Annotated in this window: 22 protein-coding genes; 13 read left to right on the top strand and 9 right to left on the bottom strand. The window is 73.1% G+C overall.

Annotation, left to right across the window (positions count from 1 at the left end; genetic code table 11):
• The first annotated feature begins 95 nt into the window (after positions 1–95).
• The 4 genes from ACI78T_RS18175 to ACI78T_RS18160 all read left to right on the top strand — a co-directional run bounded on the left by ACI78T_RS18175 (position 96) and on the right by ACI78T_RS18160 (position 2,020).
• Entirely contained in the window at positions 96–452 is a 357-nt protein-coding gene (locus ACI78T_RS18175; RefSeq protein WP_456559529.1) for a metalloregulator ArsR/SmtB family transcription factor, read from the top strand.
• An 82-nt stretch (positions 453–534) separates the two neighbouring features.
• Entirely contained in the window at positions 535–831 is a 297-nt protein-coding gene (locus tag ACI78T_RS18170; protein ID WP_456559528.1) for an ArsR/SmtB family transcription factor, read from the top strand.
• Positions 822–1,571 (top strand): aquaporin, encoded by a 750-nt coding sequence (locus ACI78T_RS18165; RefSeq protein WP_456559527.1) that lies wholly within the window; start codon positions 822–824, stop codon positions 1,569–1,571. Before ACI78T_RS18170 ends, ACI78T_RS18165 begins: the two co-directional genes overlap by 10 nt.
• Positions 1,568–2,020: an arsenate reductase ArsC gene (locus ACI78T_RS18160; RefSeq protein ID WP_456559526.1), complete on the top strand. Its 453-nt coding sequence runs from the start codon at positions 1,568–1,570 to the stop codon at positions 2,018–2,020. The genes ACI78T_RS18165 and ACI78T_RS18160 overlap by 4 nt, the downstream gene beginning before the upstream one ends.
• Here the strand turns inward: ACI78T_RS18160 and ACI78T_RS18155 are convergent.
• The 5 genes from ACI78T_RS18155 to mgrA form a co-directional block, all read right to left on the bottom strand.
• Complete coding sequence (locus ACI78T_RS18155) at positions 2,010–2,585, bottom strand: DUF4334 domain-containing protein (protein WP_456559525.1); 576 nt, start codon at positions 2,583–2,585, stop codon at positions 2,010–2,012. The genes ACI78T_RS18160 and ACI78T_RS18155 overlap by 11 nt on opposite strands.
• Positions 2,582–2,791 carry a DUF4177 domain-containing protein gene (locus tag ACI78T_RS18150; RefSeq protein WP_116453007.1) on the bottom strand — a complete coding sequence of 70 codons (210 nt, stop codon included), beginning with the start codon at positions 2,789–2,791 and terminating at the stop codon, positions 2,582–2,584. The genes ACI78T_RS18155 and ACI78T_RS18150 overlap by 4 nt, the downstream gene beginning before the upstream one ends.
• A 79-nt stretch (positions 2,792–2,870) precedes the next feature.
• Positions 2,871–3,740 carry a lysophospholipid acyltransferase family protein gene (locus tag ACI78T_RS18145; protein ID WP_456559524.1) on the bottom strand — a complete coding sequence of 290 codons (870 nt, stop codon included), beginning with the start codon at positions 3,738–3,740 and terminating at the stop codon, positions 2,871–2,873.
• A gap of 75 nt (positions 3,741–3,815) precedes the next feature.
• Positions 3,816–5,093 carry a PGAP1-like alpha/beta domain-containing protein gene (locus ACI78T_RS18140; RefSeq protein WP_456559523.1) on the bottom strand — a complete coding sequence of 426 codons (1,278 nt, stop codon included), beginning with the start codon at positions 5,091–5,093 and terminating at the stop codon, positions 3,816–3,818.
• A gap of 64 nt (positions 5,094–5,157) precedes the next feature.
• A complete protein-coding gene (mgrA, locus tag ACI78T_RS18135; RefSeq protein ID WP_456559522.1) occupies positions 5,158–6,189 on the bottom strand; it encodes an L-glyceraldehyde 3-phosphate reductase in 1,032 nt (343 codons plus the stop codon).
• Between the two features lie 104 nt (positions 6,190–6,293).
• Here mgrA and ACI78T_RS18130 point away from each other — a divergent pair, with 104 nt between their 5' ends.
• From ACI78T_RS18130 to ACI78T_RS18120, 3 genes are read left to right on the top strand one after another with little or no spacing between them, the layout of a single operon-like run.
• Complete coding sequence (locus ACI78T_RS18130; protein ID WP_456559521.1) at positions 6,294–7,823, top strand: hypothetical protein; 1,530 nt, start codon at positions 6,294–6,296, stop codon at positions 7,821–7,823.
• Between the two features lie 46 nt (positions 7,824–7,869).
• Positions 7,870–8,040, top strand: coding sequence for a hypothetical protein (locus tag ACI78T_RS18125; RefSeq protein ID WP_456559520.1), 171 nt, complete (start codon positions 7,870–7,872; stop codon positions 8,038–8,040).
• A gap of 30 nt (positions 8,041–8,070) precedes the next feature.
• Positions 8,071–8,367, top strand: coding sequence for a hypothetical protein (locus ACI78T_RS18120; protein ID WP_456559519.1), 297 nt, complete (start codon positions 8,071–8,073; stop codon positions 8,365–8,367).
• A gap of 9 nt (positions 8,368–8,376) precedes the next feature.
• Here ACI78T_RS18120 and ACI78T_RS18115 read toward each other — a convergent pair whose 3' ends face one another.
• Both ACI78T_RS18115 and ACI78T_RS18110 read right to left on the bottom strand, forming a co-directional pair.
• Positions 8,377–8,568 carry a hypothetical protein gene (locus tag ACI78T_RS18115; protein ID WP_456559518.1) on the bottom strand — a complete coding sequence of 64 codons (192 nt, stop codon included), beginning with the start codon at positions 8,566–8,568 and terminating at the stop codon, positions 8,377–8,379.
• Entirely contained in the window at positions 8,561–9,169 is a 609-nt protein-coding gene (locus ACI78T_RS18110) for a hypothetical protein (protein ID WP_456559517.1), read from the bottom strand. The genes ACI78T_RS18115 and ACI78T_RS18110 overlap by 8 nt, the downstream gene beginning before the upstream one ends.
• Positions 9,170–9,238: 69 nt before the next feature.
• Here ACI78T_RS18110 and ACI78T_RS18105 point away from each other — a divergent pair, with 69 nt between their 5' ends.
• The 6 genes from ACI78T_RS18105 to msrA all read left to right on the top strand — a co-directional run bounded on the left by ACI78T_RS18105 (position 9,239) and on the right by msrA (position 19,286).
• On the top strand, positions 9,239–10,618 hold the full coding sequence (locus ACI78T_RS18105) for a serine hydrolase domain-containing protein (protein ID WP_456559516.1): 1,380 nt from the start codon (positions 9,239–9,241) through the stop codon (positions 10,616–10,618).
• A gap of 60 nt (positions 10,619–10,678) precedes the next feature.
• Positions 10,679–12,769, top strand: a complete 2,091-nt coding sequence (locus tag ACI78T_RS18100) for a M14 family metallopeptidase (RefSeq protein ID WP_456559515.1) — start codon at positions 10,679–10,681, stop codon at positions 12,767–12,769.
• A gap of 147 nt (positions 12,770–12,916) precedes the next feature.
• Positions 12,917–15,175: a glycerol-3-phosphate 1-O-acyltransferase gene (locus ACI78T_RS18095; protein WP_456559514.1), complete on the top strand. Its 2,259-nt coding sequence runs from the start codon at positions 12,917–12,919 to the stop codon at positions 15,173–15,175.
• Positions 15,172–18,093, top strand: a complete 2,922-nt coding sequence (locus tag ACI78T_RS18090; protein ID WP_456559513.1) for a wax ester/triacylglycerol synthase family O-acyltransferase — start codon at positions 15,172–15,174, stop codon at positions 18,091–18,093. Before ACI78T_RS18095 ends, ACI78T_RS18090 begins: the two co-directional genes overlap by 4 nt.
• Positions 18,094–18,214: 121 nt before the next feature.
• On the top strand, positions 18,215–18,658 hold the full coding sequence (locus ACI78T_RS18085) for a DUF6069 family protein (protein WP_456559512.1): 444 nt from the start codon (positions 18,215–18,217) through the stop codon (positions 18,656–18,658).
• A gap of 112 nt (positions 18,659–18,770) precedes the next feature.
• Positions 18,771–19,286, top strand: a complete 516-nt coding sequence (msrA, locus tag ACI78T_RS18080; RefSeq protein WP_116453013.1) for a peptide-methionine (S)-S-oxide reductase MsrA — start codon at positions 18,771–18,773, stop codon at positions 19,284–19,286.
• 153 nt (positions 19,287–19,439) lie between these two features.
• Here the strand turns inward: msrA and ACI78T_RS18075 are convergent, their stop codons facing one another.
• Positions 19,440–22,307: a vitamin B12-dependent ribonucleotide reductase gene (locus ACI78T_RS18075; protein ID WP_456559511.1), complete on the bottom strand. Its 2,868-nt coding sequence runs from the start codon at positions 22,305–22,307 to the stop codon at positions 19,440–19,442.
• 122 nt (positions 22,308–22,429) lie between these two features.
• Positions 22,430–22,930, bottom strand: a complete 501-nt coding sequence (gene nrdR, locus ACI78T_RS18070; RefSeq protein ID WP_456559510.1) for a transcriptional regulator NrdR — start codon at positions 22,928–22,930, stop codon at positions 22,430–22,432.
• Positions 22,931–23,336: the final 406 nt, after the last annotated feature.

Here is a 23,336-nt window from a genome sequence, read left to right as displayed (position 1 = left end):
GGGGTCAAGAACATATCGACAGTTGTCGATACGGAACGATGACCGTAGTATCGACGTCTGTCAATACTTCTTCGCCGAGTCCCCCGGAGAGCCCCGTGACGACGCTGCGCGACCTGCCCGTGCTGGACCAGCCCCAGGTCGTCGCCTGCTGCGCACCCCTGGCCGCCGAACCCCTCGGCGAGGCGGACGCGCAGACGCTCTCCCGGCAGTTCGCGGCGCTGGCCGACCCCGTCCGCCTGCGCCTGGTGTCCCTGCTGGCCACCGCCGAAGGTGGCGCGGTGTGCGCGTGCGACCTCGTCGAGCCGGTGGGCAAGAGCCAGCCGACCGTGTCCCACCACCTCAAGGTCCTCGTGGACGCGGGCCTGGCCACCAGCGAACGGCGCGGGCGCAACGTCTGGTACGCGGTGGTCCCCGCCGCGCTCGACGTGCTCCGCGACGCCCTCGCCCCCTGAGCCGCGTTCACCAGGAGTTCGCTTGCGCCGCTGGCCGCCGGCCCTGTCTCATCAGCTTGTGCTGATAGATCAGGCCACGCTGATGGATCGCGCGGTGCTGCGCGCGGTCGCCGACCCCATGCGGCAGCAGATCGTCGAGCTGCTGGCCGGCGAGCAGCTGTGCACCTGCCACCTCGTGGATGAGCTCGGGGCCACGCAGACCAACGTCTCCAACCACCTGCGGGTGCTGCGGGAAGCGGGCCTCGTCGTCAGCGAGCAGGCCGGCCGCTACACGTACCACCGGCTGGTCCCGGATCGGCTCGAGCAGCTGTCGGCCGCGTCGGCCGCACTCGCCTCCCGGTCCCGGCTCTCCCTCGCGGTGAAGCGGCCGTGCGGCTGAGCGTCCTCACCCGGCAGGCGCTGGCCGAGTTCCTGGGCTCGGCCGGGCTCGTCACGGTCGTCATCGGCTCCGGGATCGCCGCCCAGCGGCTGTCGCCGGACGACGTCGGGCTCCAGCTCCTGGAGAACGCACTCGCCACCGGAGCGGGGCTGGTCGCCCTCATCCTCGCCTTCGGCCCGGTGTCCGGCGGGCACTTCAACCCGGTCGTCACGCTGGCGGACCGGTTCTTCGGCGGCGTGAGCAACCGGCAGGTGGCGGTCTACCTGCCGGCCCAGCTGGTCGGCGGGGCCGTCGGCGCGATCGTGGCCAACCTCATGTTCGACCTGCCGGCGGTCTCCATCTCGGGGAACGACCGCTCGGGCGGAGGCCTGTGGCTGTCGGAGGCGGTCGCCACGTTCGGCCTGGTCGTGCTGATCTTCTCCCTGGTCCGCGCCGGCCGCGCCTCCCTCGCGCCGTTCGCCGTGGGCGCGTACATCACGGCGGCCTACTGGTGGTCGTCGTCCACCAGCTTCGCCAACCCGATGATCGACGTCGCCCGCACGCTCTCGGACACCTTCGCCGGCATCGCGCCGTCGTCGGTCCCGATGTTCCTCCTCATGCAGCTGGTGGGCGGTGCCCTCGCGGTCGTCGCCGTGGCGCTGCTCCACCCCCGCATCGCCGAGGTCGCCGACGCCGTGGTCGTCCCGCACGAGGACGCCGCCGGGCCGGCCCCCCACACCACCGTCGAGGAGTCTCGATGACCGACGGCTCCCCCCGCCTGACCCACCGAGAGGTGCTCGCCGTGCCCGACAAGCCCAGCGTCCTGTTCGTCTGCGTGCACAACGCGGGCCGTTCCCAGATGGCGGCCGGGTGGTTGCGCCACCTCGCCGGCGACGGCGTCGAGGTCCGCTCGGCCGGCTCGCTGCCCGGCGACCGGGTCAACCCGTCCGCGGTCGCCGCCATGGCCGAGGTCGGCATCGACATCTCCGACCAGAGCCCGAAGGTCCTGACCACCGAGGCGGTCGAGGCCTCCGACGTCGTCATCACCATGGGCTGCGGGGACGCCTGCCCGGTCTTCCCGGGCAAGCGCTACCTCGACTGGGAGCTCGAGGACCCGGCCGGACAGGGCGTCGAGGCGGTGCGCCCGATCCGCGACGAGATCGAGCGCCGCATCCGGACCCTCGTCGGGGAGCTCGGCGTCAGTCGCTGACCGCCTCGCGCTCCAGCAGGAAGAAGAACGGCGCCGGCAGCCCGCGCATGTCCATGGCGCCGATGACGGTGTCCGGGCCGATCCGCCGGAAGACGTCGATGATCGGCAGCGCGTCGTAGACCATCGCGGCGGTGTTCACGCCGCGGTGCTCGATCGTGCGCAGCCGCGCCTTCGGCCGGTTCGTGTGGAGCAGCGGGCGCAGCCGACCGAACGCCGTCCGGACCGGCCAGAGCCGCGCCAGCCCCGCGTAGTCACGCAGCAGCGACAGCGGGAGCCACGCCGGGTCGACCGGCCGCGGCCGGCCTCCGCGGCCGGTGAACAGCAGCGGGTGGACCGACTCGGCGCCGTTGAACTCCTTGCCGTACCAGCCGTAGGCCTCCAGCAGCCCGTCCAGCTTCGAACCGGTCGGCAGGCCGCTCCCCCGCCAGCGGCCCAGCATGTCGGCGACCGGCACCGTGGGCAGACCGTCGAAGAAGGCGAGCGCGTCCTCCGGGGCGACGCCGGCGCGGTGCTCGGTGAGCCAGCGCGCGGCCGCCTCGTCGCTCAGCTGCGGGATCGTCGTCACGCGACCGGCCGCTCGAACGTCACGAGGACGCCCTCGACGCCGCCGGGGCCGATGCGCCCCTTGACCTCGACTGCCGTGATGGCCTTCAGCTGCCAGCCGTCGCGGGCGCGGTCGTTGAGCACCTTCTCCAGCTTGTCACCGGACATCTTGCCGCCGAGCATCCCCTCGCGGATCTCCTCGACCTTGTACTCGTACCGCGCCGCCATCGCTGCTCCGTCCGTCGTCGTCGTCGGTCGTCGCGGGTCAGCCTGCCAACCTCGCGGGGTCCCGTCGAGCGGCTATCGCTCAGCCCAGCACCGGCAGGGTCCGCTTCTCCGCCAGCCGATCCATGCCGGCCTGGATGTCGGCCTCCACCCGGTCGTAGATCTTCTGCACGTAGGCGTCGTCGTCGGCCCGCGCGGGGTCGGTGTCCACCTCGATCGGTTCCAGGATCTCCGTGCGGATCTTCGCCGGCAGCGGCACGTGCGCCGGGAGGATCTCCACGGCGATCGGGAAGGGGAAGCCGGAGATGATCGGGAGCTTCGAGCCGCGCAGCGTCTTCTTCAGCCCGAGCAGCTTGTCGAGGGCGTCGGCCAGCCACTCCCCCTCGTTCAGGACGAACACGGTGTCGTGCCCGCCCACGGTGGCGACCGGCAGGATCGGGACGCCGGACCGGATGGCCTGCTTCACGAAGCCCTTCCGCCCGGCCAGCGTGGCGACGTCGCGCTTGCGCCAGCTCCGCATCGAGTCCACCTCGCCGCCCGGCCAGACGACGACGTCGTCCCCGCGCTCCAGGGCGGCGCCGACGCTCTTCCGGTTGGCGGCGATCACGCCGACGGCGCGGAAGTAGTCACCGAGACCGGGCGCGGCCATGAGCACGTCGTGGGCGGTGCCGTGCAGGACCCGCTTGCCGTCGAAGTGCTTCTGCCAGGCGTTGACCAGCGACCAGGCGTCCATCGTCAGCGCCCCGCCGGAGTGCACGCCGATCACCAGGCAGGTCTCGTCGGGGACGCGCTCCCAGCCCTCCACCTCGACCCGGAAGTAGTACTTCTCGAGCAGGTCGACGAACGGCTGCTGGAGCTTCATCACCGTCTCGTTCGGCGGGTGCGGCTCCATGGCGGCGCCCACGCGCCAGTCGATGATCCGCCGCAGGATGTTGGGCTGCTCGTCGGCCACTGCTTCTCCCTCGTCTTTGAAGGACAACGACCGCGCGATGGCTCGGTTCCGCGCGGGCCGGCACAGGATGCCTGGTCAGCGCCCCGGCGGCACCTCGGGCGCGTCGGGACGGGGGCCCTCCGGCCGCTGCTCCAGCCACCGCCGGATCTGCTGGAGGACCCGCGGGTGGTTGAGCAGGTCGAAGTGGTGGAGCCCGCCCAGGGCGTGCACGTGGTCGGGTGGGAAGGCGAGCCGGTCGTCGTCGCCGGTGTCGCCGCTCGCGCTGCGCGGGAGCACCAGCAGGTCGCCGAGGAGGTGCGCCAGCCGGCCGGAGGGGTTCCGGCTCAGCGTCGCCAGGACGACGAAGTGGCGGGCGCCGTCGTGCAGCGGCACGTGCGTGTGCGCGGCCGGGCCCGCGGCGTCGAGGTCGCGGTCGGTCCAGTCGGCCTCCACCAGCGTGCCGCGCCGCAGGTCCTTGATCCCGACGCTGCGCAGCGTCAGCAGCCGGGCGAGCGGCCGGGTCTCCGGCAGCCGGGCCAGCTGCGCGGTGAGCCGGTGGACGCCCCGCTCCAGCGGCGCACCCAGATGCGGCGAGCCGAGGGTGATCGTGTCCCGGACGAGCCGGGTCCAGCCGCGCGCCTCGGGCGTCCCGCCGCCGGCCCGGTGCAGGGCGCTGCGGGCGACCAGCCCGCCCATCGAGTGGCCGATCAGGACGACGTCCTGCACCGGCACCGGCCAGGCGTCGACCAGCGCGGCCAGCAGGTCGTCGAGAGCGCGGCCGTTGTCGGAGATGTGCAGGCCGGTGTTGTAGCGGACGTAGACCGGGGTCAGCCCGAGCTCGTCGCGCAGCCGGGAGCCGTACGTGACCCCGGGCTCGCCGCGGCGTTCCGCCCCGTAGGACCAGGAGGCCTCGGTCTCGGTGAGCCCGTGCAGGAAGACCGCCAGCCGGCCGGTGGCCCCGGGGAACGCCTCCTGGAGCGGGGCCGGTTCCGGCGGCACGGCCCGCCCGTCGACCCGCACCGCCATGTCCAGCGCCAGCGCCGGCGCCTCGCGCCGGACGAGGTCGCCGTGCGCGCCGTTGAGGATCGCGACCGCCACCCGGCCGGCCCGGTCGGTGTCGATCGCCCGCCCGCTCGCGCCGAGCGCCGCCACCTCGCCCGCGACGCGGGCCCCGGCGCCCAGCGCCAGGCGGACGCCCGAGTAGCTGAGCCCGGCGATCGCGTCGTGCACGACCTGCACCGGCCGGCCGGGCGGGCCGACCGCGCGGAACGCCCGCCCGGCGATCCCCTGGTGCAGCTCGTGGATGCGCGTCGCGCTGCCGCGCAGCGTGAGCCGCGCCAGCTCCGAGACGTCCCTGACCTCGTCCGCCCGCATGTGGTCCCCCCGCTCGCCGGCTGGTCCGAGCCTCCCCGCCCGCGCCGACGAGCGCAAACGCCGGTCAGGCCGTGCGGGGCGCCTCCCAGAGGTCGATCCCGCTGTCGATGGCGTGCTCGTCGATGGCCCACAGCTCGTCGTCGTTGAAGGCCAGGTTGTCCAGCGCCGCGACGTTCTGCTCGAGCTGGCCGACGCTGCTCGCCCCGATGAGCACGGTCGTCATCCGCGGGTCGCGCAGGGCCCAGGCCAGCGCCATCTGCGCCAGGCTCTGCCCGCGGCCCTTCGCGATGTCGTTCAGGGTGCGGATGCGGCCGAGCGCCTCCTCGCTGAGCAGGTCCGGCGACAGCGACTTGCCCTGCGCGGCGCGGGATCCCTCCGGGACGCCGTCCAGGTACTTGGTGGTGAGCATGCCCTGGGCCAGCGGGGAGAAGGCGATGCAGCCGGCACCCACCTGCTCGAGGGTGTCCAGGAGGCCCTCGGTCTCGATCCAGCGGTTGAGCATCGAGTACGACGGCTGGTGGATCAGCAGCGGCGTCCCCAGGTCGGCGAGGATCGCGGCCGCCTTGGCGGTGTCCTGCGGCGAGTAGGAGCTGATGCCCGCGTACAGCGCGCGGCCGGACCGGACGGCGGTGTCGAGGGCGCCCATCGTCTCCTCGAGCGGCGTCGTCGGGTCGGGCCGGTGGCTGTAGAAGATGTCGACGTAGTCCAGGCCCATCCGGCGCAGCGACTGGTCGAGGCTGGACAGCACGTACTTGCGACCGCCGCCGCCCTGGCCGTACGGGCCCGGCCACATGTCGTAACCGGCCTTGGTGGAGATGACCAGCTCGTCGCGGTAGGGCGCGAAGTCGTCGGCCAGGTGGCGGCCGAAGTTGGTCTCCGCGGAGCCGTAGGGCGGGCCGTAGTTGTTGGCCAGGTCGAAGTGCGTGATGCCCAGGTCGAAGGCGCGCCGCAGGATCGCCCGCTGGCGGTCGAACGGCACGTCGTCGCCGAAGTTGTGCCAGAGACCCAGGCTGATCGCGGGCAGGTCCAGGCCGCTGCGGCCGGTCCGCCGGTAGGTCATCGAGTCGTAGCGGTCCTCGGCTGCGCGGTAGCTCATGGGCCCCATGCTGCCCGGCCCGTCCGCGGAGCGATACGTGTGTCCGGCGGTAACCGGATCCGGGGCGGCTCGTTGACAGCGCACCTGCCGACGAAGGAGTCCGCATGCGCCGTCCGCTGCCCCGCGCCGTGCTCGCCCTCGGTGCCGCCCTCGCCGTCGTCCTCGCCGGGAGTTCCGGCGCCGCCGCGGCGCCGGACGACCCCGCACCCGGGACGCCGGAGTACCTGGCCCGGGACGCGCAGAACATCGCCGACGCCTACGGCCGCCAGACCGCGCCGGACGGGCAGCTCTCCCCCGCCTACGGGCTGGCGTCCCTGGTCCACATCAACCCCCTGTTCGCCGCCGACCTGCTCGCGCAGGCCGCGCGCCCGAACCGGCCGGCGCTCACGCCGGGGCAGGCGGTGCCCGGGTGGAACAGCGGCAACCCCTACCGCGCCGGGTGGGACGGCACGCGCGGGCAGATCACGCCGGTGTCCTTCACGAACCGGTACGGGGCGCTGATCCAGGGCGACGTCTTCTCGCCGCTGCCGGGCGCGACCGACCCCTACACGGGCGAACCGCTGGAGGGCCCCTTCCCGGGCGTCGTCCTGACCACGGGCTCGGTGCAGGGCAGCGAGCGCATGTACTGGTGGCTGGCCCAGGACCTCGCCGAGCGCGGCTACGTCGTCCTCACCTACGACGTCCAGGGGCAGGGCCGCAGCGAGACCTTCCCCCACCAGGCCGACCCGGCCGACCTGCCGTACTGCTCGTTCGCCGCGGCTCCGCTCGCCGGCGAGCAGACCGGCTGCCCCGGGGTGCCGTTCCAGCAGACGTCGAACTTCGTCCACGGCACCCAGGACGCGATCGACTTCTTCCTCTCCACGCCGTCGGCGCCCTACGGCAACCCCTCGGCGGGCAGCGCCGACGTCGACGCCCACAACCCGCTGTGGGAGTCCTTCGACCGCTCCCCCGACCCGGACACCGCGACACCGGGCCGCACCACCCGGCTCGCCGTGGTCGGCCACTCGCTCGGCGCCATCGCCGTCTCCTACCTGCAGGGGGTGGACGAGCGCATCCAGACGGTCGTCGCCCTGGACAAGCTCTCCACGACCGCGGCGGTCCGCGACGGCGAGGAGTTCGACGCCCTCGGGCCGCTGGAGCCGGTCGTGCCGGCCCTCGGCATCCAGTCGGAGTACGGGTTCACCGTGGCGCCGTACTTCGCGAACTCCGGTCTGTTCGACACCTCCGGGGCGAGCTCGCCGACCGAGGCGCCCGACCCGCGCCGGGAGCTGGCCACCGGCTTCGACGGGTGGACGGCGGCCGGCGTCGACTCGATGGTCGTCGTCCCCCGCGCCTCGACCCACCTGGAGTACACCGACATCGCCTACGTGCTGCCGGCCTCGCGCTGGGGCCAGGCGCTGTCGAGCGTCTACACGCAGGCGTGGCTGGCGAAGTACCTCCAGCACGACCCGGCGGCCGACGAGGCGCTGCTGGCGGAGAGCTTCGAGTACCTCGAGCCCGATGCGACCGGCACCTGGCGGCCGGTGACCCTGGACCGGTCGGAGCGGCTGAGCTTCTACTTCTGCTCCGGCTACGACCTCGCGACGGCGACCGGCCGGGCGGCCGACGACGACATCGCCGACGTGGGCTGCTGACGGCTCTACGCTGGTGGAGCCCTCCGCTCCGACCTGGGGAGACCCGATGCTGCGCCTGCTCGGACTGCTGCTGGTGATCTGGCTGGCCGTCACCGTGATCGGCGCGGTGGTGAAGGGCCTGTTCTGGCTCGCCGTCGTCGGCGTGCTCTTCTTCGCCGCCACGGCCGCGCTCGGCTGGAGCAAGCGCAACGACCGGGTCCTGCCGCCCGGCCGGTGACCGAGGCGGGCGCCCGGGTAGTGAGCCCCCATGGCACTGCGCAGCGCGGCCGTCGCGGCCACCGACCGCTGGACCGACCCCGACGACGGGATCCGGTACCCGGCGGGTGAGGTGCACGCCTGGGAGCGGGGGCGGAACGAGACGTTCTGCGGCCTGTCGCTGAGCAGGTCGCGCCTGGCCCGCTTCTCGCACGTCAGCTGGGCGGACGTGCAACCGGAGTCGGGCCGGCACGCGGAGGGCGTGCAGGAGGTGTGCCGACGCTGCCTGGCCGCGACCGGGGCCCGGCGCGACGAGAAGCGCTGGACCCGGGTGAACCCCCGCCCCTAGCCCGACGGCTCAGTCGCCGTCGGCGTCGCCGGACGCCCCGTCCCCGTAGGGGTGCGCACCGCCCGCCGACCAGTCGGCCGGGAGCTGCCGTGGCTCGTCCTGCAGCTCGACCTGCTCGGCGACCGGGACGCGCGCGCTCGACACCAGCTCGTCGAGCGGGATGGAGTACCGCTGCTCCGCCATGCCGGAAGCGTCAGGCACGGCCGCTCCGTTGTCCAGGACGCCGGGCCCGGTCGAGGACCGCGCGCGCCTGGTCGGGCCAGACCAGCGAGAACACCCAGACGTCGGGCGGCACCGAGCCGTGCGCGATCAGGGTGACCAGCCCGAGGTCGGCGACGGCCGCGAAGCCCTCCCGCCGGCCGTGGAACCACAGGACGAACTCGTGCCCGTCGACGTCGGCGATCTCCCGGTCCCAGCTGCGCTCGTCCATCAGCCGCCGGGCCACCCGGTCGCCGGTGTCGCCGGCCCGGTCCACCAGCTCCCGGACCGACTCGCCCGGTAGCCCGTCCGGGATCCGCTGCAGGAGGAGCTCCACGACGGCGGTGGCCGCCGCGCGGTCAAGCGGGGGGTCCTGGGTCCACCCACCGTTGCGGGCGGGCCGGCAACCGCGGCGGGCCAGCGTGCGCACGGTCCAGGGCCGGGGGCCGCTCCGGTGCCCGGCCGGCCCGACGCTGATGTCGTCCCAGTACTCGGGGCCCGAGCCGGTCCTCCCCTTGCCGGTCGCCACGACCTCGATGGCGCCGGAGGGGACCCAGCGGGGCAGCACCACGGGCATGTCCAGGTCGGCCAGGGAGGTCGTCACCCCGCCGGTGTACAGGCTGGCCGTCGGCCGGTCCAGGGAACCCGCCCGAATTGCCTACGCTGGGCGCCCGTGACGACCGCGACGATCCGCTCGGCCGCCCCCTACCTGCGGTCGTGGGTCGAGGCGCAGGCCGCGCACCGCCGGGTGCCGGGAGTGCAGGTGGCCGTCCGCTCCGGCGACGAGCTGGTGCTGTCGGCGGCCGTGGGCGTGGCCGACGAGGTCGCCGGCACGCCGCTGACGACCGGGCACCTCTTCCCCGTCGCGTCGCACTCGAAGACGTTCACGGCGACCGCGGTGCTCCAGCTGGCCGAGGCCGGCCGGCTCCGGCTCGACGACCCGATCGGCCGGCACGTCAGCGAGCTGGAGGGCTCGGACGTCGCTGCCGTGACGGTCCGCGAGCTGCTCGGCCACCAGGGCGGCGTGGTCCGCGACGGGGCGCGCGCCGACTTCTGGCAGCTGGAGGAGCCCTTCCTCGACCGGGACGGCGTGCTGCGCGAGGTCCTGCACGCGGGGGCCGTGCACCGCCGCAACGAGCACTTCAAGTACTCCAACCTCGGCTACGCGCTCCTCGGCCTGGCCGTCGAGGCGGTGACCGGGACCCCGTACGCCGACCACGTGCGCAGGGCGGTGGTCGAGCCGCTCGGCCTGACGCGCACCGGCGCGGACCACGACCCGGCGCGCGCCGGGGAGTACGCCTCGGGGCACACCGGGCTGCTGCTGGGCGCGACCGCGCGGGAGGCGCTCGCGCCGGTCCCCACCGGGGCGATGGCTCCGGCCACCGGCTTCTGGTCCACCGCGGAGGACCTCTGCACCTACGGATCGGCCCACTTCCTGGGCGACGAGCGGCTGCTGACCGACGACTCGAAGCGGCTGATGCAGCGGCTGGAGTCGGTCGTGACGGCGTACGGGAGCGAGGTCGGCCGGTACGGCGTCGGCATGGCCCTGCAGAAGGTGGGCGAGCGGGAGCTCGTCGGGCACAGCGGCGGCTACCCCGGGCACATCACGCTCACGCTGGTCGACCCGGTCGGGCAGCTGGTCGTGAGCGTGCTGACCAACGCGGTCGACGGGCCGGCGGAGGGCCTCGCGGTCGGGCTGGTCAAGCTGATCGACGTCGCGCTGAGCCCGCGCGCCGAGGTGCCCGCACCGCCCCCGGGGGTGCCGCTCGCGTCGTTCACCGGCCGGTTCGCCAGCCTGTGGGGCGTCGTCGACGTCGCGGAGCTGGGCGGCCGCCTCGTGCTGGTCCGGCCGACCTCCGACGACCCGCTCCCGGGTGCGGAGGAGCTCGAGGTGGTGGACGCGGACACCCTGCGGGTCGCCGCCCAGCCGGGCTTCGGCCCCGCCGGTGAGCTGGTCCCGGTGGAGCGGGACGCGTCCGGCCGCGTCGTGTCGCTGCGGCTGGGCGGGGTCACCCACCGCCGGCTCGACGGAGGGCTCCTCCGCGCCTCGTGACCTCCCGGCGCCGTGCTCGTTGGGTCTGCAACACGCCGCCGAGCTGGACCGGAGACGCACATGATGCCTCGATCGCTGCCGAGACGGACGGGCCTGTGCGCCCTGGCCACGGCCACCCTGGTGGTGCTCACCACGGCCGGCCCCACCGCGCCGGCTGGGGCCGACCCCGAGCTGTTCCGCCCGCAGCTGGTCACCGTCGACACCCCGACCGCCGCCGACCGGGACCGGCTGGAGTCCCTCGGCCTGGACCTCACCGAGCACGCGGGGCAGGACTACGTCGAGGTGGTGCTGCACAGCCTGGCCGACGTCGCGGCGCTGACCACGGCGGGGCTCGACTTCGACGTCCGCATCCCCGACCTGCTCCTCCGCGAGGCGCAGAACAACGAGGTCAACGCCGCGTACGCGGCGGCCACGACCACCTCCCCGCTCCCCTCGGGCCGCGACGCCTATCGCACCCTCGACGAGTTCAACGCCGACATGGCGGCGCTGGCCGAGGCGCACCCCGACCTGGTGAAGTCGTTCACGCTCCCGCGCCCCTCGCTCGACGGCCGGCCGATCAACGGCATCGAGATCGGCAGGGACGTGACCGGCCCCGAGCGCGGCCTGCCGGTGTTCCTCATGCTCGGGGTGCACCACGCACGGGAGTGGCCCTCGGGTGAGCACGCGATGGAGTTCGCCGTCGACCTGGTGGAGAACTACGGCACCGACCCCCGGATCACCGACCTGGTGGACCGCTCGCGGGTCGTCGTCGTCCCGGTGCTGAACGTCGACGGCTTCCACAAGTCGCGCACCGACGGCGGCCTGGTCGACCTGCGCGAGGTGGACCAGGGCGGCACCGCGACGATCCTGGGCACGCCCGGCAACGCGTACATGCGGAAGAACTGCCGCGTCGTCGACGGGCAGGACACCCCGGACGGCACCTGCGCCCTGGCGCCCACGAGCAACGGCGGCTACGGCATCGGCGTCGACCTGAACCGCAACTACGGCGGCTACTGGGGCGGGCCGGGCGCCTCCGACGTGTTCGCCGACCCGACGTACCGCGGGGCGTCGGCGTTCTCCGAGCCGGAGACGCAGAACATCCGCGAGCTGATCAGCGGGCGCCAGGTGACCACGCTGATCACCAACCACACGTTCTCGAACCTGGTGCTGCGCCCCAACGGCGCGGCCCCCGACCTGGTGCCGCCCAGCGAGGGCGTGCCGCTGGGCGACCCGTACGACGAGGCGGCGCTCAAGGAGCTCGGCGACGCGATGGCGGCGCAGAACGGCTACACGAGCCAGCACGCCTGGGAGCTCTACGACACCACCGGCTCGGTCGAGGACTGGTCGTACAACGCGACCGGCGGCTTCGGCTACACCTTCGAGATCGGGCCCGACGAGTTCCACCCGCCGTTCCCCGAGGTGGTCGACGAGTACCTCGGCGCCGGGCAGTACGCCGGCAAGGGCAACCGCGAGGCCTTCCTCCTCGCGCTGGCCAACGCGGTCGACCCGGAGACCCACTCGGTGCTGACCGGCCGCGCGCCGGCCGGGGCCACCCTGCGGCTGCAGAAGACCTTCGCCACCCCGACCTGGGACGGCGTCGTGGAGGACACCCTCGACACGACGATGACGGTCGGCCGGGACGGTCGGTACACCTGGCACGTGAACCCGTCGACGCGCCCGGTGGTGATGGACCGCCAGGTCGAGACCGTGTCCGGGGAGCCGGTCGCGGAGCAGTCCTGGACCGGGACGACGGCGCCGCTGCAGAGCACCGACCAGGAGTTCACCGTCGACCGGGACGTCGACCTGCTCGAGATCACCCTCGACTGGCCGACGCCGGACGACCTGGATCTCGAGGTCTACCGGAAGAACGCCGACGGCTCGCTCACCCAGGCCGGCAGCTCCGGCAACTCGGTCGCCGAGAAGGAGCGGGTGCTGCTCCAGGACCCGGCGCAGGGCACCTACGTGCTGCGGGTGGTCAACTTCGCGTCGCTGACCCCGAGCTGGACGCTGACCGCGTCGCTGTTCGAGGCGGAGACGTCGGTGGTGCCGGGCCTGGTCGAGAACTGGACGCTCACCTGTGAGCGCGACGGTCAGGTGCGCCAGCGGGTGCCGGTGGTGGTCGACCGCGGCCAGCAGCTGCGGGTGGACCTCACCGCCTGCGGGAGGCGCTGACCGTCCTCCCACCCGAGGAGCGGGACGCCGGAGCCCGGGGGTCCGGCGTCCCGCTCCCGTGCGCGCGGACCGGTGCGGTCGCGGTCACGGCGCGGATGGGACAGGTTCTCCCCTAAGGTCTCGTCCCCGAAGGAGAGGTGGACCGGAGTGACCCGACTGCAGGTGGGCGATGACGCCTCCCTGATCGTCCTGGTGGACACGTCGAGCGACGTCGAGCGCCGACTGGTCGAGGTGGCGCTCGCGGAGGAGGTCTCGGGCCGCGCCGCGACGGTGCTGCCCCTGCGCGGGGCCGCTCTCGAGCAGCCGCTGTCCGGCGCCGCCCCCGACACGGTGGTCACCGCCGTCCGGGTCGCCTGGACGCCACGCCACCCGGTCGGCCACGAGGACGGCGAACGGCGCCGGAGCCGCTGGGCGGCCGCCATGCCGTCGCTGCGCCGCCGTCCCCCCGGTCCGCTGCAGAAGCTGGCGCTGGACCGCGACCCGGACCGCGCGCAGGTGGTGCTCGCGGCCCCGGCCACGGTCGCCGAGCTCTCCGGGCGGTGGTCCGGGAACGGCTCGCTGCCCGAGTTCGTGGCGCAGCAGGCGTCGCTCGCCCTCGACCGCGCCGAGCGCGGTGTCGTCGGCGAGCGGGTCAAGGTGCCCCGGCACGTCGTCGAGGCGATCGAGGCCAGCCCCGACTTCCGCCGCGAGCTGGCCGCGCTCGCCGAGCGGATGGAGTGCCCGGAGGAGGAACTGCGCGCCCGCGCGACGGCGGCCCTCGACGGGCTCGTCGCCGCCGTCGACCCGGCGGCGGTCGAGGTCTTCACCGGGATGTTCCGGCCGCTGCACTCCCGCGCCTGGGACGTCCAGGCCGACACCGCGGGCCTGGCGCGGCTGCGCGAGCTCAACCGCCGGCACCCGCTGGTGTTCCTGCCCAGCCACCGCTCCTACGTCGACCCGCTGGTGCTGGCCGACGTGCTGGCCGCGCACGACTTCCCCCGCAACCACGTGCTGGGCGGCGACAACCTCAGCTTCTGGCCGGTGGGGCCGCTGGCGAAGCGGGCGGGGATCGTCTTCATCCGCCGCAGCTTCGGCGACGACCAGGTCTACAAGCTCGCCGTCCGCGAGTACTTCGCGTTCCTGCTGGCCAAGCGGTTCAACCTCGAGTGGTACATGGAGGGCGGCCGCTCGCGGACCGGGAAGCTGCGCCCGCCGCGGCACGGGCTGCTGCGCTACGTCGCCGACGCGGTCGAGCGGGGCCGGGTCGACGACGTCCTGCTGGTGCCGGTGTCGATCACCTACGACCAGCTGCGCGAGGTCTCGCTGATGGCGGCCGAGCAGGGTGGCGCCGCCAAGCGCGGCGAGGGGCTGTCGTGGCTGGCCTCGTACGCGCGCGAGCAGCTGAGCACGCCGCTGGGCACCGCCCACGTCGCGTTCGCCGAGCCGCTGTCGCTGGCGACGGCGCTGCGGGCCGGGGCCGATCCGGCCGACCCGGACGCGCGACGGCTGACGCTGCAGAAGGTCGCCTTCCAGGTGGCGGTGGGCATCAACTCCGTGACGCCGGCGACGGCGACCGCGCTGGTCACCCTCGCGCTGCTCGGGGTGCGGGACCGCGCGCTGACCCTCGGCCAGGTCCGGCGGGTGGTGGAGCCGCTGCTCAGCTACCTCGACGAGCGCGACCTGCCGCACTCCGGCGCGACCCTGCGCACCTTCCGCGGCGTCCGGACGGTGCTGGGCACCCTCGGGGCGCAGGGCGTCGTCACCGTCTACGAGGGCGGTGAGGAGCCGGTCTACGCGATCGAGCGGGGCCAGCACCTGGTGGCGGCGTTCTACCGCAACAGCGCCATCCACCACTTCGTCGACCGGGCGATCGCCGAGCTGGTCATGCTGGCCGACCCGGTCGACCGCTGGGACGAGGCGATGCGGCTGCGCGACCACCTGAAGTTCGAGTTCTTCTTCCCCGAGCGCGACGCCTACCGCGAGCGCATCGGCGCGGAGCTCGAGCGCCTCTCCCCCGACTGGGAGACCGCGGACGGGCGCGAGGTGCTCTGCGACGCCCCGCTGCTCGTGGCGCACCGGGTGCTGCGCTCGTTCGTCGACGCGCAGCTCGTGGTGGCCGAACGCCTGGCGGCGCGCGATCCGCGGACGCCGGTGGTCGAGTCGGAGTTCCTCGCCGAGTGCAGCGGGATGGGCCAGCAGATGCTGCTCCAGGGCCGGCTGCACGGGCCCGAGTCGCTCTCCCGCGAGCTGTTCGCCACCGCGCTCCAGCTGGCTCGCAACCTCGACCTGGTGGACCCCGGCCGCGAGGAGCTGGCCCGCGGCCGGCAGGAGTGGGCGGCGCAGGTGCGCGACGTCGTCCGCCGCGTGGTGGTCATCGACGAGCTGGACGCCGCCACCCGGCGGGAGAGCGTGGGAGTGGAACCGTGAGCAGCCAGCAGGAACCGGCCACCACGGCGCGGGCGGGCGAGTGGAGCGAGGAGCAGCTGCTCGCCGACGTCGACGCCGCACCGCGCGGGCCGCGGATCGGTGCGTTCTTCGACTTCGACGGCACCGTGATCGACGGGTACTCGCTGGCCGCGTTCGCCCGGCACCACCTGCGGTCGCTGCACGTGACGCCCGCCGACCTGGGGCAGCTGCTGCTCACCGGTCTGCGCGGGGTGACCACCGAGGAGGACTTCGAGCGGTTCACCGTCGCCGGCATGAAGGCGTGGGCCGGCCGCAGCGAGGACGAGCTGGTCGAGCTCGGTGAGCGGCTGTTCGTGCAGGGCATCGCCGGCTCGCTGTACCCGGAGGCCTGGCGCCTGGTCACCGCCCACCTGCAGGCGGGGCACACGGTCGTCCTGGCGTCGTCGGCCACCCGGTTCCAGGTGGAGCCGGCCGCCCGCGCCATGGGCGTGGAGCACATCCTGGTCTCGCCGGTCGAGATCGTGGACGGCATCTGCACGGGCCGCCCCGGCGGTCCGCTGCTGTGGCGCTCCGGCAAGGCGACCGCTGTCCGGTCTTTCGCCGAGGAGCACGGCATCGACCTGGCGCGGAGCTTCGCGTACTCCAACGGCGACGAGGACGTGCCGTTCCTCCGCACGGCCGGTCGCGCCCGGGCGCTCAACCCCGGCAGCGGGCTGGAGGCCGCCGCCCGGCACTACTCGTGGCCGATCGCGCGGTTCCGCTCCCGTGGTCGGGGCGGCCCGGCCGAGCTGGCGCGCACCGCAGCGGGCATCGGCGGCATGCTCGGCGGCTTCGCGACCGGGGTGGCCATCGGCGCGCTCAGCGGCTCGCGCCGGGAGGCCGTCGACCTGGGCATCACGCTCGGCGGGGAGCTGGGCAGCGCGCTCGCCGGCGTGCGGCTCGACGTCCAGGGGGCGGAGCACCTGGCCACCCGGCCGGCGGTCTACCTGTTCAACCACCAGAGCCAGCTCGACGTGCTCGTGCTGGCCAAGCTGCTGCGCGGCGGGTTCACCGCGGTCGCCAAGAAGGAGCTGGCCAACACGCCCGGCTTCGGGCTGGCCTTCCGGCTGGCCGACGTCGCGTTCGTCGACCGCGGCGACCCGGCGAAGGCCCGCCAGGCGCTGGAACCGGCGGTGCAACGCCTGCGCGAGGGCATCTCGCTGGTCATCGCGCCCGAGGGGACGCGGTCGGCGACACCGTCGCTCGGGCCGTTCAAGAAGGGCGCCTTCCACGTCGCCATGCAGGCCGGGGTGCCGGTCGTGCCGATCGTCATCCGCAACGCCGGCGAGCTGATGTGGCGCGGCGCCACCACGATCCACTCGGGCACCGTGCAGGTGCGCGTGCTGCCGCCGATCCCCACCGACGACTGGACCGTCGAGGAGCTCGACGACCGGGTGGCCGAGGTGCGCGAGCAGTACCTCGCCACCCTGGCCAACTGGTCCGGCCGCAGCGAGCGCCCGGTGGAGGTCACCGAGGCGGGGGCGGACGACGGGGCCGCCGCTCCCCCGGCGACGCCGCTGGACTGGGGCATCTCGCCGGAGATGAACCCGCTGGAGACGGCGATGTGGCGCGCGGAGGTGGCCGACCCGCGGCTGCGCAGCAACGTGACGCTGCTCGAGCTGCTGGAGCCGGCGCCGGAGTGGGAGCGGCTGCGGGCGGCGCACGAGTGGGCCTCGCGCATGGTGCCGCGCATGCGCCAGCGGGTGGTCGAGCCGGCTCTCGGCGTGGGCGCGCCCCGGTGGGTGACGGTCGCCGAGCTGGACCTCGACGCCCACGTCCGGCGGGTGCAGCTGGAGGCCCCGGGCACGATGCGGCAGCTGCTCGACGTCGTCGGCGAGTTCGCCGCCGCGCCGCTGGACCGCGACCGCCCGCTGTGGGAGGTGCTGCTGGTCGAGGGGCTGGAGGACGGGCGGGCCGGCTACGTCGTGAAGACCCACCACAGCACCACCGACGGCCTCGGTGCGGTGCAGCTGATGAGCCTGCTGCACAGCCGGACCGCCGAGCACGACCCGTCCCGCCCGGAGCCGCCGGTGCCCGTCCCGGGCGACGCCTCGCCGGTGGGGGTCCTGCGGGACCAGATCGTGGGCACGGCGAAGTCGGCACCGCTGGCTGCGCTGCGGCGCGGCGTCGGGGCGTTGAGCAACCTGCGGCGGCCGTGGGAGGCCGCCACCTCCGCCGTCGACGCCGCGCGGTCGGCGACCTCGACGCTCTCGCCGCCGAGGAGCGGCTCGTCGTTGCTGACGCCGCGCGGGGGTGGCTGGCACTTCGAGGTGGCGGAGGTGCCGCTGGCCGAGCTGAAGGCCGGGTCGAAGGCGGCCGGCGGTTCGCTCAACGACGGCTTCCTCGCGGCCGTCGTGGGTGGGTTCCGGCGGTACCACGAGCGGCTGGGGGCGCCGGCGGGGACGCTGACCCTGGGCATCCCGATCAGCCTGCGGGCGCAGGACGACCCGCAGGGCGGGAACCGGTTCACCGGTGCGCGCTTCCCGGCGTCGCTGGCCGAGCCGGACCCGGCGACCCGGATCAAGGCGATCCGCGAGTTCGTGCTGTCGGCGCGGAACGAGAGCGGGTCCGGGGTGCTCGACGACCTGGTCGGGCCGATCCTGGGGTGGCTGCCTGCGCCGGTGATCGGGGCGCTGTCCGGGTCGCTGACCAGCGCGAACGACGTGCAGGTGTCGAACATGCCGGGGGTGTCGCACCCGGTGTACATCGCCGGTTCCCGCATCGTGCGGATGTTCCCGTTCGGACCGCTGCCCGGGTGCGCGGCCATGGTCACGCTGATCTCGCACGAGGACACGTGCTGCATCGGCATGAACCTCGACGCCGCGGCGGTGACCGACCCGGCCGGGCTCGTCACCGATCTCCAGGCCGGGCTGGACGAGGTCGTCGCGCTGGGTCGATGAGGAGCGGCACCGGGCCGCGGTCGTCCGCGGATGGGTTCACCCGACCCGGATGAGGCACGGCCCCCGGCGTCGTGGGGAGGGTCTGCTCGTCGGCTCGCCCGCGCGCACCGGAGGTGGACCCGTGACGTACGCCGCCAACCGTCCCACGGTCGACGCGGGACGCCTGTGGGCCGGGGGTGCGGCGACGGCGCTCGTGGCCGCACTCGTCGCGCTTGTCGGCGTCCTCGTCTGCGAGGGGATGCTCGACGTCGCGATGGTCCGGCCGCCGCTGATCCCGATCGGGGAGTCGTTCGCCGTGCGCTACGCCGTCACGGCGGCCGTCCTCGCGCTGGTGGCGACCGCCCTGGCCCACCTTCTGGTCGTGAGCACCCCGCGGCCCCGGGCCTTCTTCTCGTGGATCGTCGGGTTGGCCACCGTGGTGGGCGTCGTCCTGCCCTTCACGGTGGACGGGACGCTCGCCGGCCGCCTGTCGACGGCGTTGGTGGACCTGGTCATCGGGCTGTGCGTGCTCAGCCTGGTGGGCTCCGTCGTGTCCCGCACCACCCGGCCGTCCCGGCCGCGGTGAGTCCCTGCGACAGTGACCCCGCCGGGTCGCGGGGGGACCGCCGCTGACGGGCGGAAACACGGGAGGGCGTCGCGGCGTTGTCCCGGCGTGCTCGAACAGAAGGAGGCACACCATGACCACTGAGACGGCGATCCTCGCGGGCGGCTGTTTCTGGGGCGCCCAGGACCTGCTGCGCAAGCGTCCCGGCGTGCTCTCGACCCGGGTCGGCTACTCGGGCGGCGACACCCCCAACGCCACCTACCGGAACCACGGCGATCACGCGGAGGCGGTCGAGATCGTCTTCGACCCGAGCGTGATCTCGTTCCGGGAGCTGCTGGAGTTCTTCTTCCAGATCCACGACCCCTCGACGAAGGACCGTCAGGGCAACGACGTGGGCCGCAGCTACCGCTCGGCGATCTTCTACACCAGCGACGAGCAGAAGGCGGTCGCCCTCGACACGATCGCCGACGTCGACGCGTCCGGTCTGTGGCCGGGCAAGGTCGTCACCGAGGTGACGGCGGCCGGCCCGTTCTGGGAGGCCGAGGAGGAGCACCAGGACTACCTGGTGAAGTACCCCTACGGCTACACCTGCCACTACGTGCGGCCGGACTGGGTCCTCCCCCGCCGCGAGGCGCAGACCGCCCAGTAACCGGGCGATAGACCGGCACCCTGGGTGCCTCGTACAACGAAGGCCCCGCCGCCTGCTGAGGCAGGAGGCGGGGCCTTTCGTCGCTTGGACGGACCGACGCCCCAGCCCCGCGAGATGCGCGGGACCGGGGCGTCGGGCGGTGCTAGGCGGTGATCAGCTGCAGCCGCTGGTGGAGCCGCAGCCCTCGCAGACGTAGCAGCTGCCGGCCGGGCGCATCTTCGTGCCGCAGGTCATGCACAGCGGCGCGTCGGTGGCGGTCCCGGTGACCAGCTCGAGCAGCTCGGCCGAGGAGTGCGCCTCCTTGACCGTCTTCGGGCCCTCCGGCGTGACCTTCTCCTGAGCCGGGGCGGTCTCGATCGGCGCGGAGCTGCGCAGCTGCTCCAGGTCGACCTCCTCCTCCTCGGTCACCGTGGCGGTCGAGGCGGAGGTGCCGTAGCCCGAGACCTGGGCGGCCCGCTCCTCGGCGCTGAAGATGCCGAGGGTCGCGCGGGTCTCCACCGGCAGGTGGTCGAGCGCCAGGCGACGGAAGATGTAGTCCATCACCGACTGGGCGATCCGGATGTCCGGGTCATCGGTCATGCCGGCCGGCTCGAACCGCATGTTGGTGAACTTCTGGATGTAGGTCTCCAGCGGCACACCGTGCTGCAGCGCGATCGACAGCGAGATGGAGAAGGCGTCCATCACACCGGCGAGGGTCGAGCCCTGCTTGCCGAGCTTGAGGAAGACCTCACCGAGGCTGCCGTCCTCGTACATGCCGGCGGTCATGTACCCCTCGGCACCGGCGACGCTGAAGGACGTGGTGACGCTCGTCCGCTTCTTGGGCAGGCGCTTGCGCACCGGGTGCGAGAGCGCGGACGGGGCGGTCTCCTCGACCTTCGCCTCGGCCTTCTTGGCCTTGGCGTCGGACAGCGGCTGGCCGACCTTGCAGTTGTCGCGGTAGATGGCCAGCGCCTTGAGGCCCAGCTTCCAACCCTGGAAGTAGATGTTCTCGACGTCCTCGACGGTCGCCGTCTCCGGCATGTTGACCGTCTTGGAGATGGCGCCGGAGATGAAGGGCTGCACCGCGGCCATCATCCGGACGTGGCCCATCGGGGAGATGGCCCGCTCGCCCATCGCGCAGTCGAAGACCTCGTAGTGCTCCGGGCGCAGGCTCGGAGCGTTGACGACGTGACCGTGCTCGGCGATGTACTCGACGATCGCCTCGATCTGCTCCTCCTGGTAGCCCAGGCTCTTGAGCGCGCGCGGCACCGTCTGGTTGACGATCTGCATCGAGCCGCCGCCGACCAGCTTCTTGAACTTCACCAGCGAGAAGTCCGGCTCGATGCCGGTCGTGTCGCAGTCCATCATGAAGCCGATGGTCCCGGTGGGGGCCAGGACCGAGGCCTGCGCGTTGCGCCAGCCGTTGTCGGCACCGATCTCGAGGCACTCCTGCCACTGCTGCGTGGCGGCCTTGAGCACGTCGGCGTCGTCGGCACCGACCGGGCGGATGGCGTCGTTGGCGGCGGCGTGCTTGCGCATGACGCGGGCGTGGGCGTCGGCGTTGCGGGCGAACCCGTCGTAGGCGCCGACGATGCCGGCCAGCTCGGCCGAGCGGCGGTAGGCGGTGCCGGTCATCAGCGAGGTGATGGCCGCGGCCAGGGTCTGGCCACCCCGCGAGTCGTACGCGTGGCCGGTGGCCATGAGCAGGGCGCCGAGGTTGGCGTAGCCGATGCCGAGCTGGCGGTAGGCACGCGTGGTCTCGCCGATGGGCGCCGTCGGGAAGTCGGCGAAGCAGATGGAGATGTCCATCGCCGTGATGACCAGCTCGACGGCCTTCACGAAGTTCTTCGAGTCGAACGTGCCGTCGGCCTTGAGGAACTTCATGAGGTTCAGCGACGCCAGGTTGCACGAGCTGTTGTCCAGGCTCATGTACTCCGAGCAGGGGTTGGACGCGTTGATGCGCCCGGTCTCGGGGTTGGTGTGCCAGTCGTTGATCGTGTCGTCGTACTGGATGCCCGGGTCGGCGCACTCCCAGGCGGCCTGGGTGACCTTGCGGAAGAGGGTCTTGGCGTCGACGGTCTCGATGACCGAGCCGTCGAGGCGGGCGCGCAGACCGAACTCGTCGCCTTCCTCCACCGCACGCATGAACTCGTCCGAGACGCGGACGGAGTTGTTGGCGTTCTGGTACTGGACGCTGGTGATGTCCTTGCCGCCCAGGTCCATGTCGTAGCCGGCGTCGCGCAGCGCGCGGATCTTGTCCTCCTCGCGCGCCTTGGTCTCGATGAACTCCTCGATGTCGGGGTGGTCGATGTCGAGGACGACCATCTTCGCGGCGCGACGGGTGGCGCCACCGGACTTGATGGTCCCGGCGGAGGCGTCGGCACCGCGCATGAAGGAGACGGGGCCGGAGGCGGTGCCACCGGAGGAGAGCAGCTCCTTGGAGGAGCGGATGCGGGAGAGGTTGAGGCCGGCACCGGAGCCGCCCTTGAAGATCAGGCCCTCCTCGCGGTACCAGTTCAGGATCGAGTCCATCTCGTCGTCGACGGCGAGGATGAAGCAGGCGCTGACCTGCTGCGGAGCGCTCGTGCCGACGTTGAACCACACCGGGGAGTTGAAGCTGAAGTACTGGTGCATGAGCATCCAGGTCAGCTCGTGCTCGAAGATCTCGGCGTCGCCCTCGGAGGCGAAGTAGCCGTGCTCGCGGCCGGCCGCACCGTAGGTGAGCACCACCCGGTCGATGAGCTGGCGGAGGCTGCTCTCGCGCTGCGGGCTGCCGACCGCGCCACGGAAGTACTTCGTCGTGACGATGTTGGTGGCGTTGATGCTCCACTCGGCGGGGAACTCCACGCCGCGCTGCTCGAAGTTGATCGAACCGTCACGCCAGTTCGTCATGACGACGTCGCGGCGCTCCCAGGTCACCTCGTCGTACGGGTGCACACCGGCAGTGGTGAAGACGCGCTTGATCTTCAGGCCCTTGCGGCTGGGCGCCTTGGCGCTGCGCCGTGCGCGGGTGCCGGCCAAGCGGTCGTCGGTCTCGGTCATGGTGTGGAGCTCTCCCTGGTGGTGGCGTGCTGAGCGTGGCTTGCTGGGGCGGATCGGAGGGCTGGGGAAGAGCCGCGATCGAGGTGCTCGAAGTGCTGTCTATCGGGTGGTGCTGACAGTTCTCAGGCGCCGGTGAGGGCACCCGGGGACGGGGATCCGGACTGCTCGGCCGACGGCGACTGCCGGGCCTTGAGCTCGGCGATCTCCTTCTCGAAGTCGGCGACCGAGGTGAAGGAGCGGTAGACGCTCGCGAAGCGCAGGTAGGCGACCTCGTCGAGCTCCCGGAGGGGCCGGAGGATGGCCAGCCCCACCTCGTTGCTGGGGACCTCCGCGGCACCGGTGGCGCGGATGGCGTCCTCGACCTGCTGGGCCAGCAGCTGGAGCTGGTCCTCGTCCACCGGCCGGCCCTGGCAGGCACGGCGGACGCCGGCGACGACCTTCGAGCGGTTGAACGGCTCGCTGACGCCGCTGCGCTTGACGACGGCGAGCACGGCCTCCTCGACCGTGGTGAACCGGCGACCGCACTTGGGGCAGGACCGGCGACGACGCGTGGTCGCCCCCTCGTCGGCCTCCCGCGAGTCGATGACCCGGCTGTCGGCGTTGTGGCAGAACGGGCAGCGCATCGCGGTTCGCCTCCTCCCGAGTCCCGGCCCGTCCGGACCGCTCCTGTGGACCTTCCTGGGGACATCCCGTGGATGCCTCGGGGAGAACCTGAGGACCGGCCTGTGGACAGGCTTACAACTCTGTAACTACTAGATGTAGGGGAACCCTAGGCCGGTCCACACAAGATGTGCAAGCGATCGTTTCCTCGGCGTGTTCCGCCCCGACACTGCCGTCACCAGGGAGGACATCGCTCCCCACGAGTCACACGACACGCCGCGACGACGCGCCGGACGGTGACCGCAGGACCCCCGGGAAGTCCGGCCGAGCGCCCCGCAGCGGCCGCGACCCGGCGTCGGCCGAGCACGTGCCCGGACCGCGACGCGCACGGCCGAGGCCGCCGCCGGGCGACGGCATGAGCGGGACACG

Source organism: Blastococcus sp. SYSU D00922, assembly GCF_054050495.1.
This window is presented reverse-complemented; position numbering and strand designations above follow the sequence as displayed.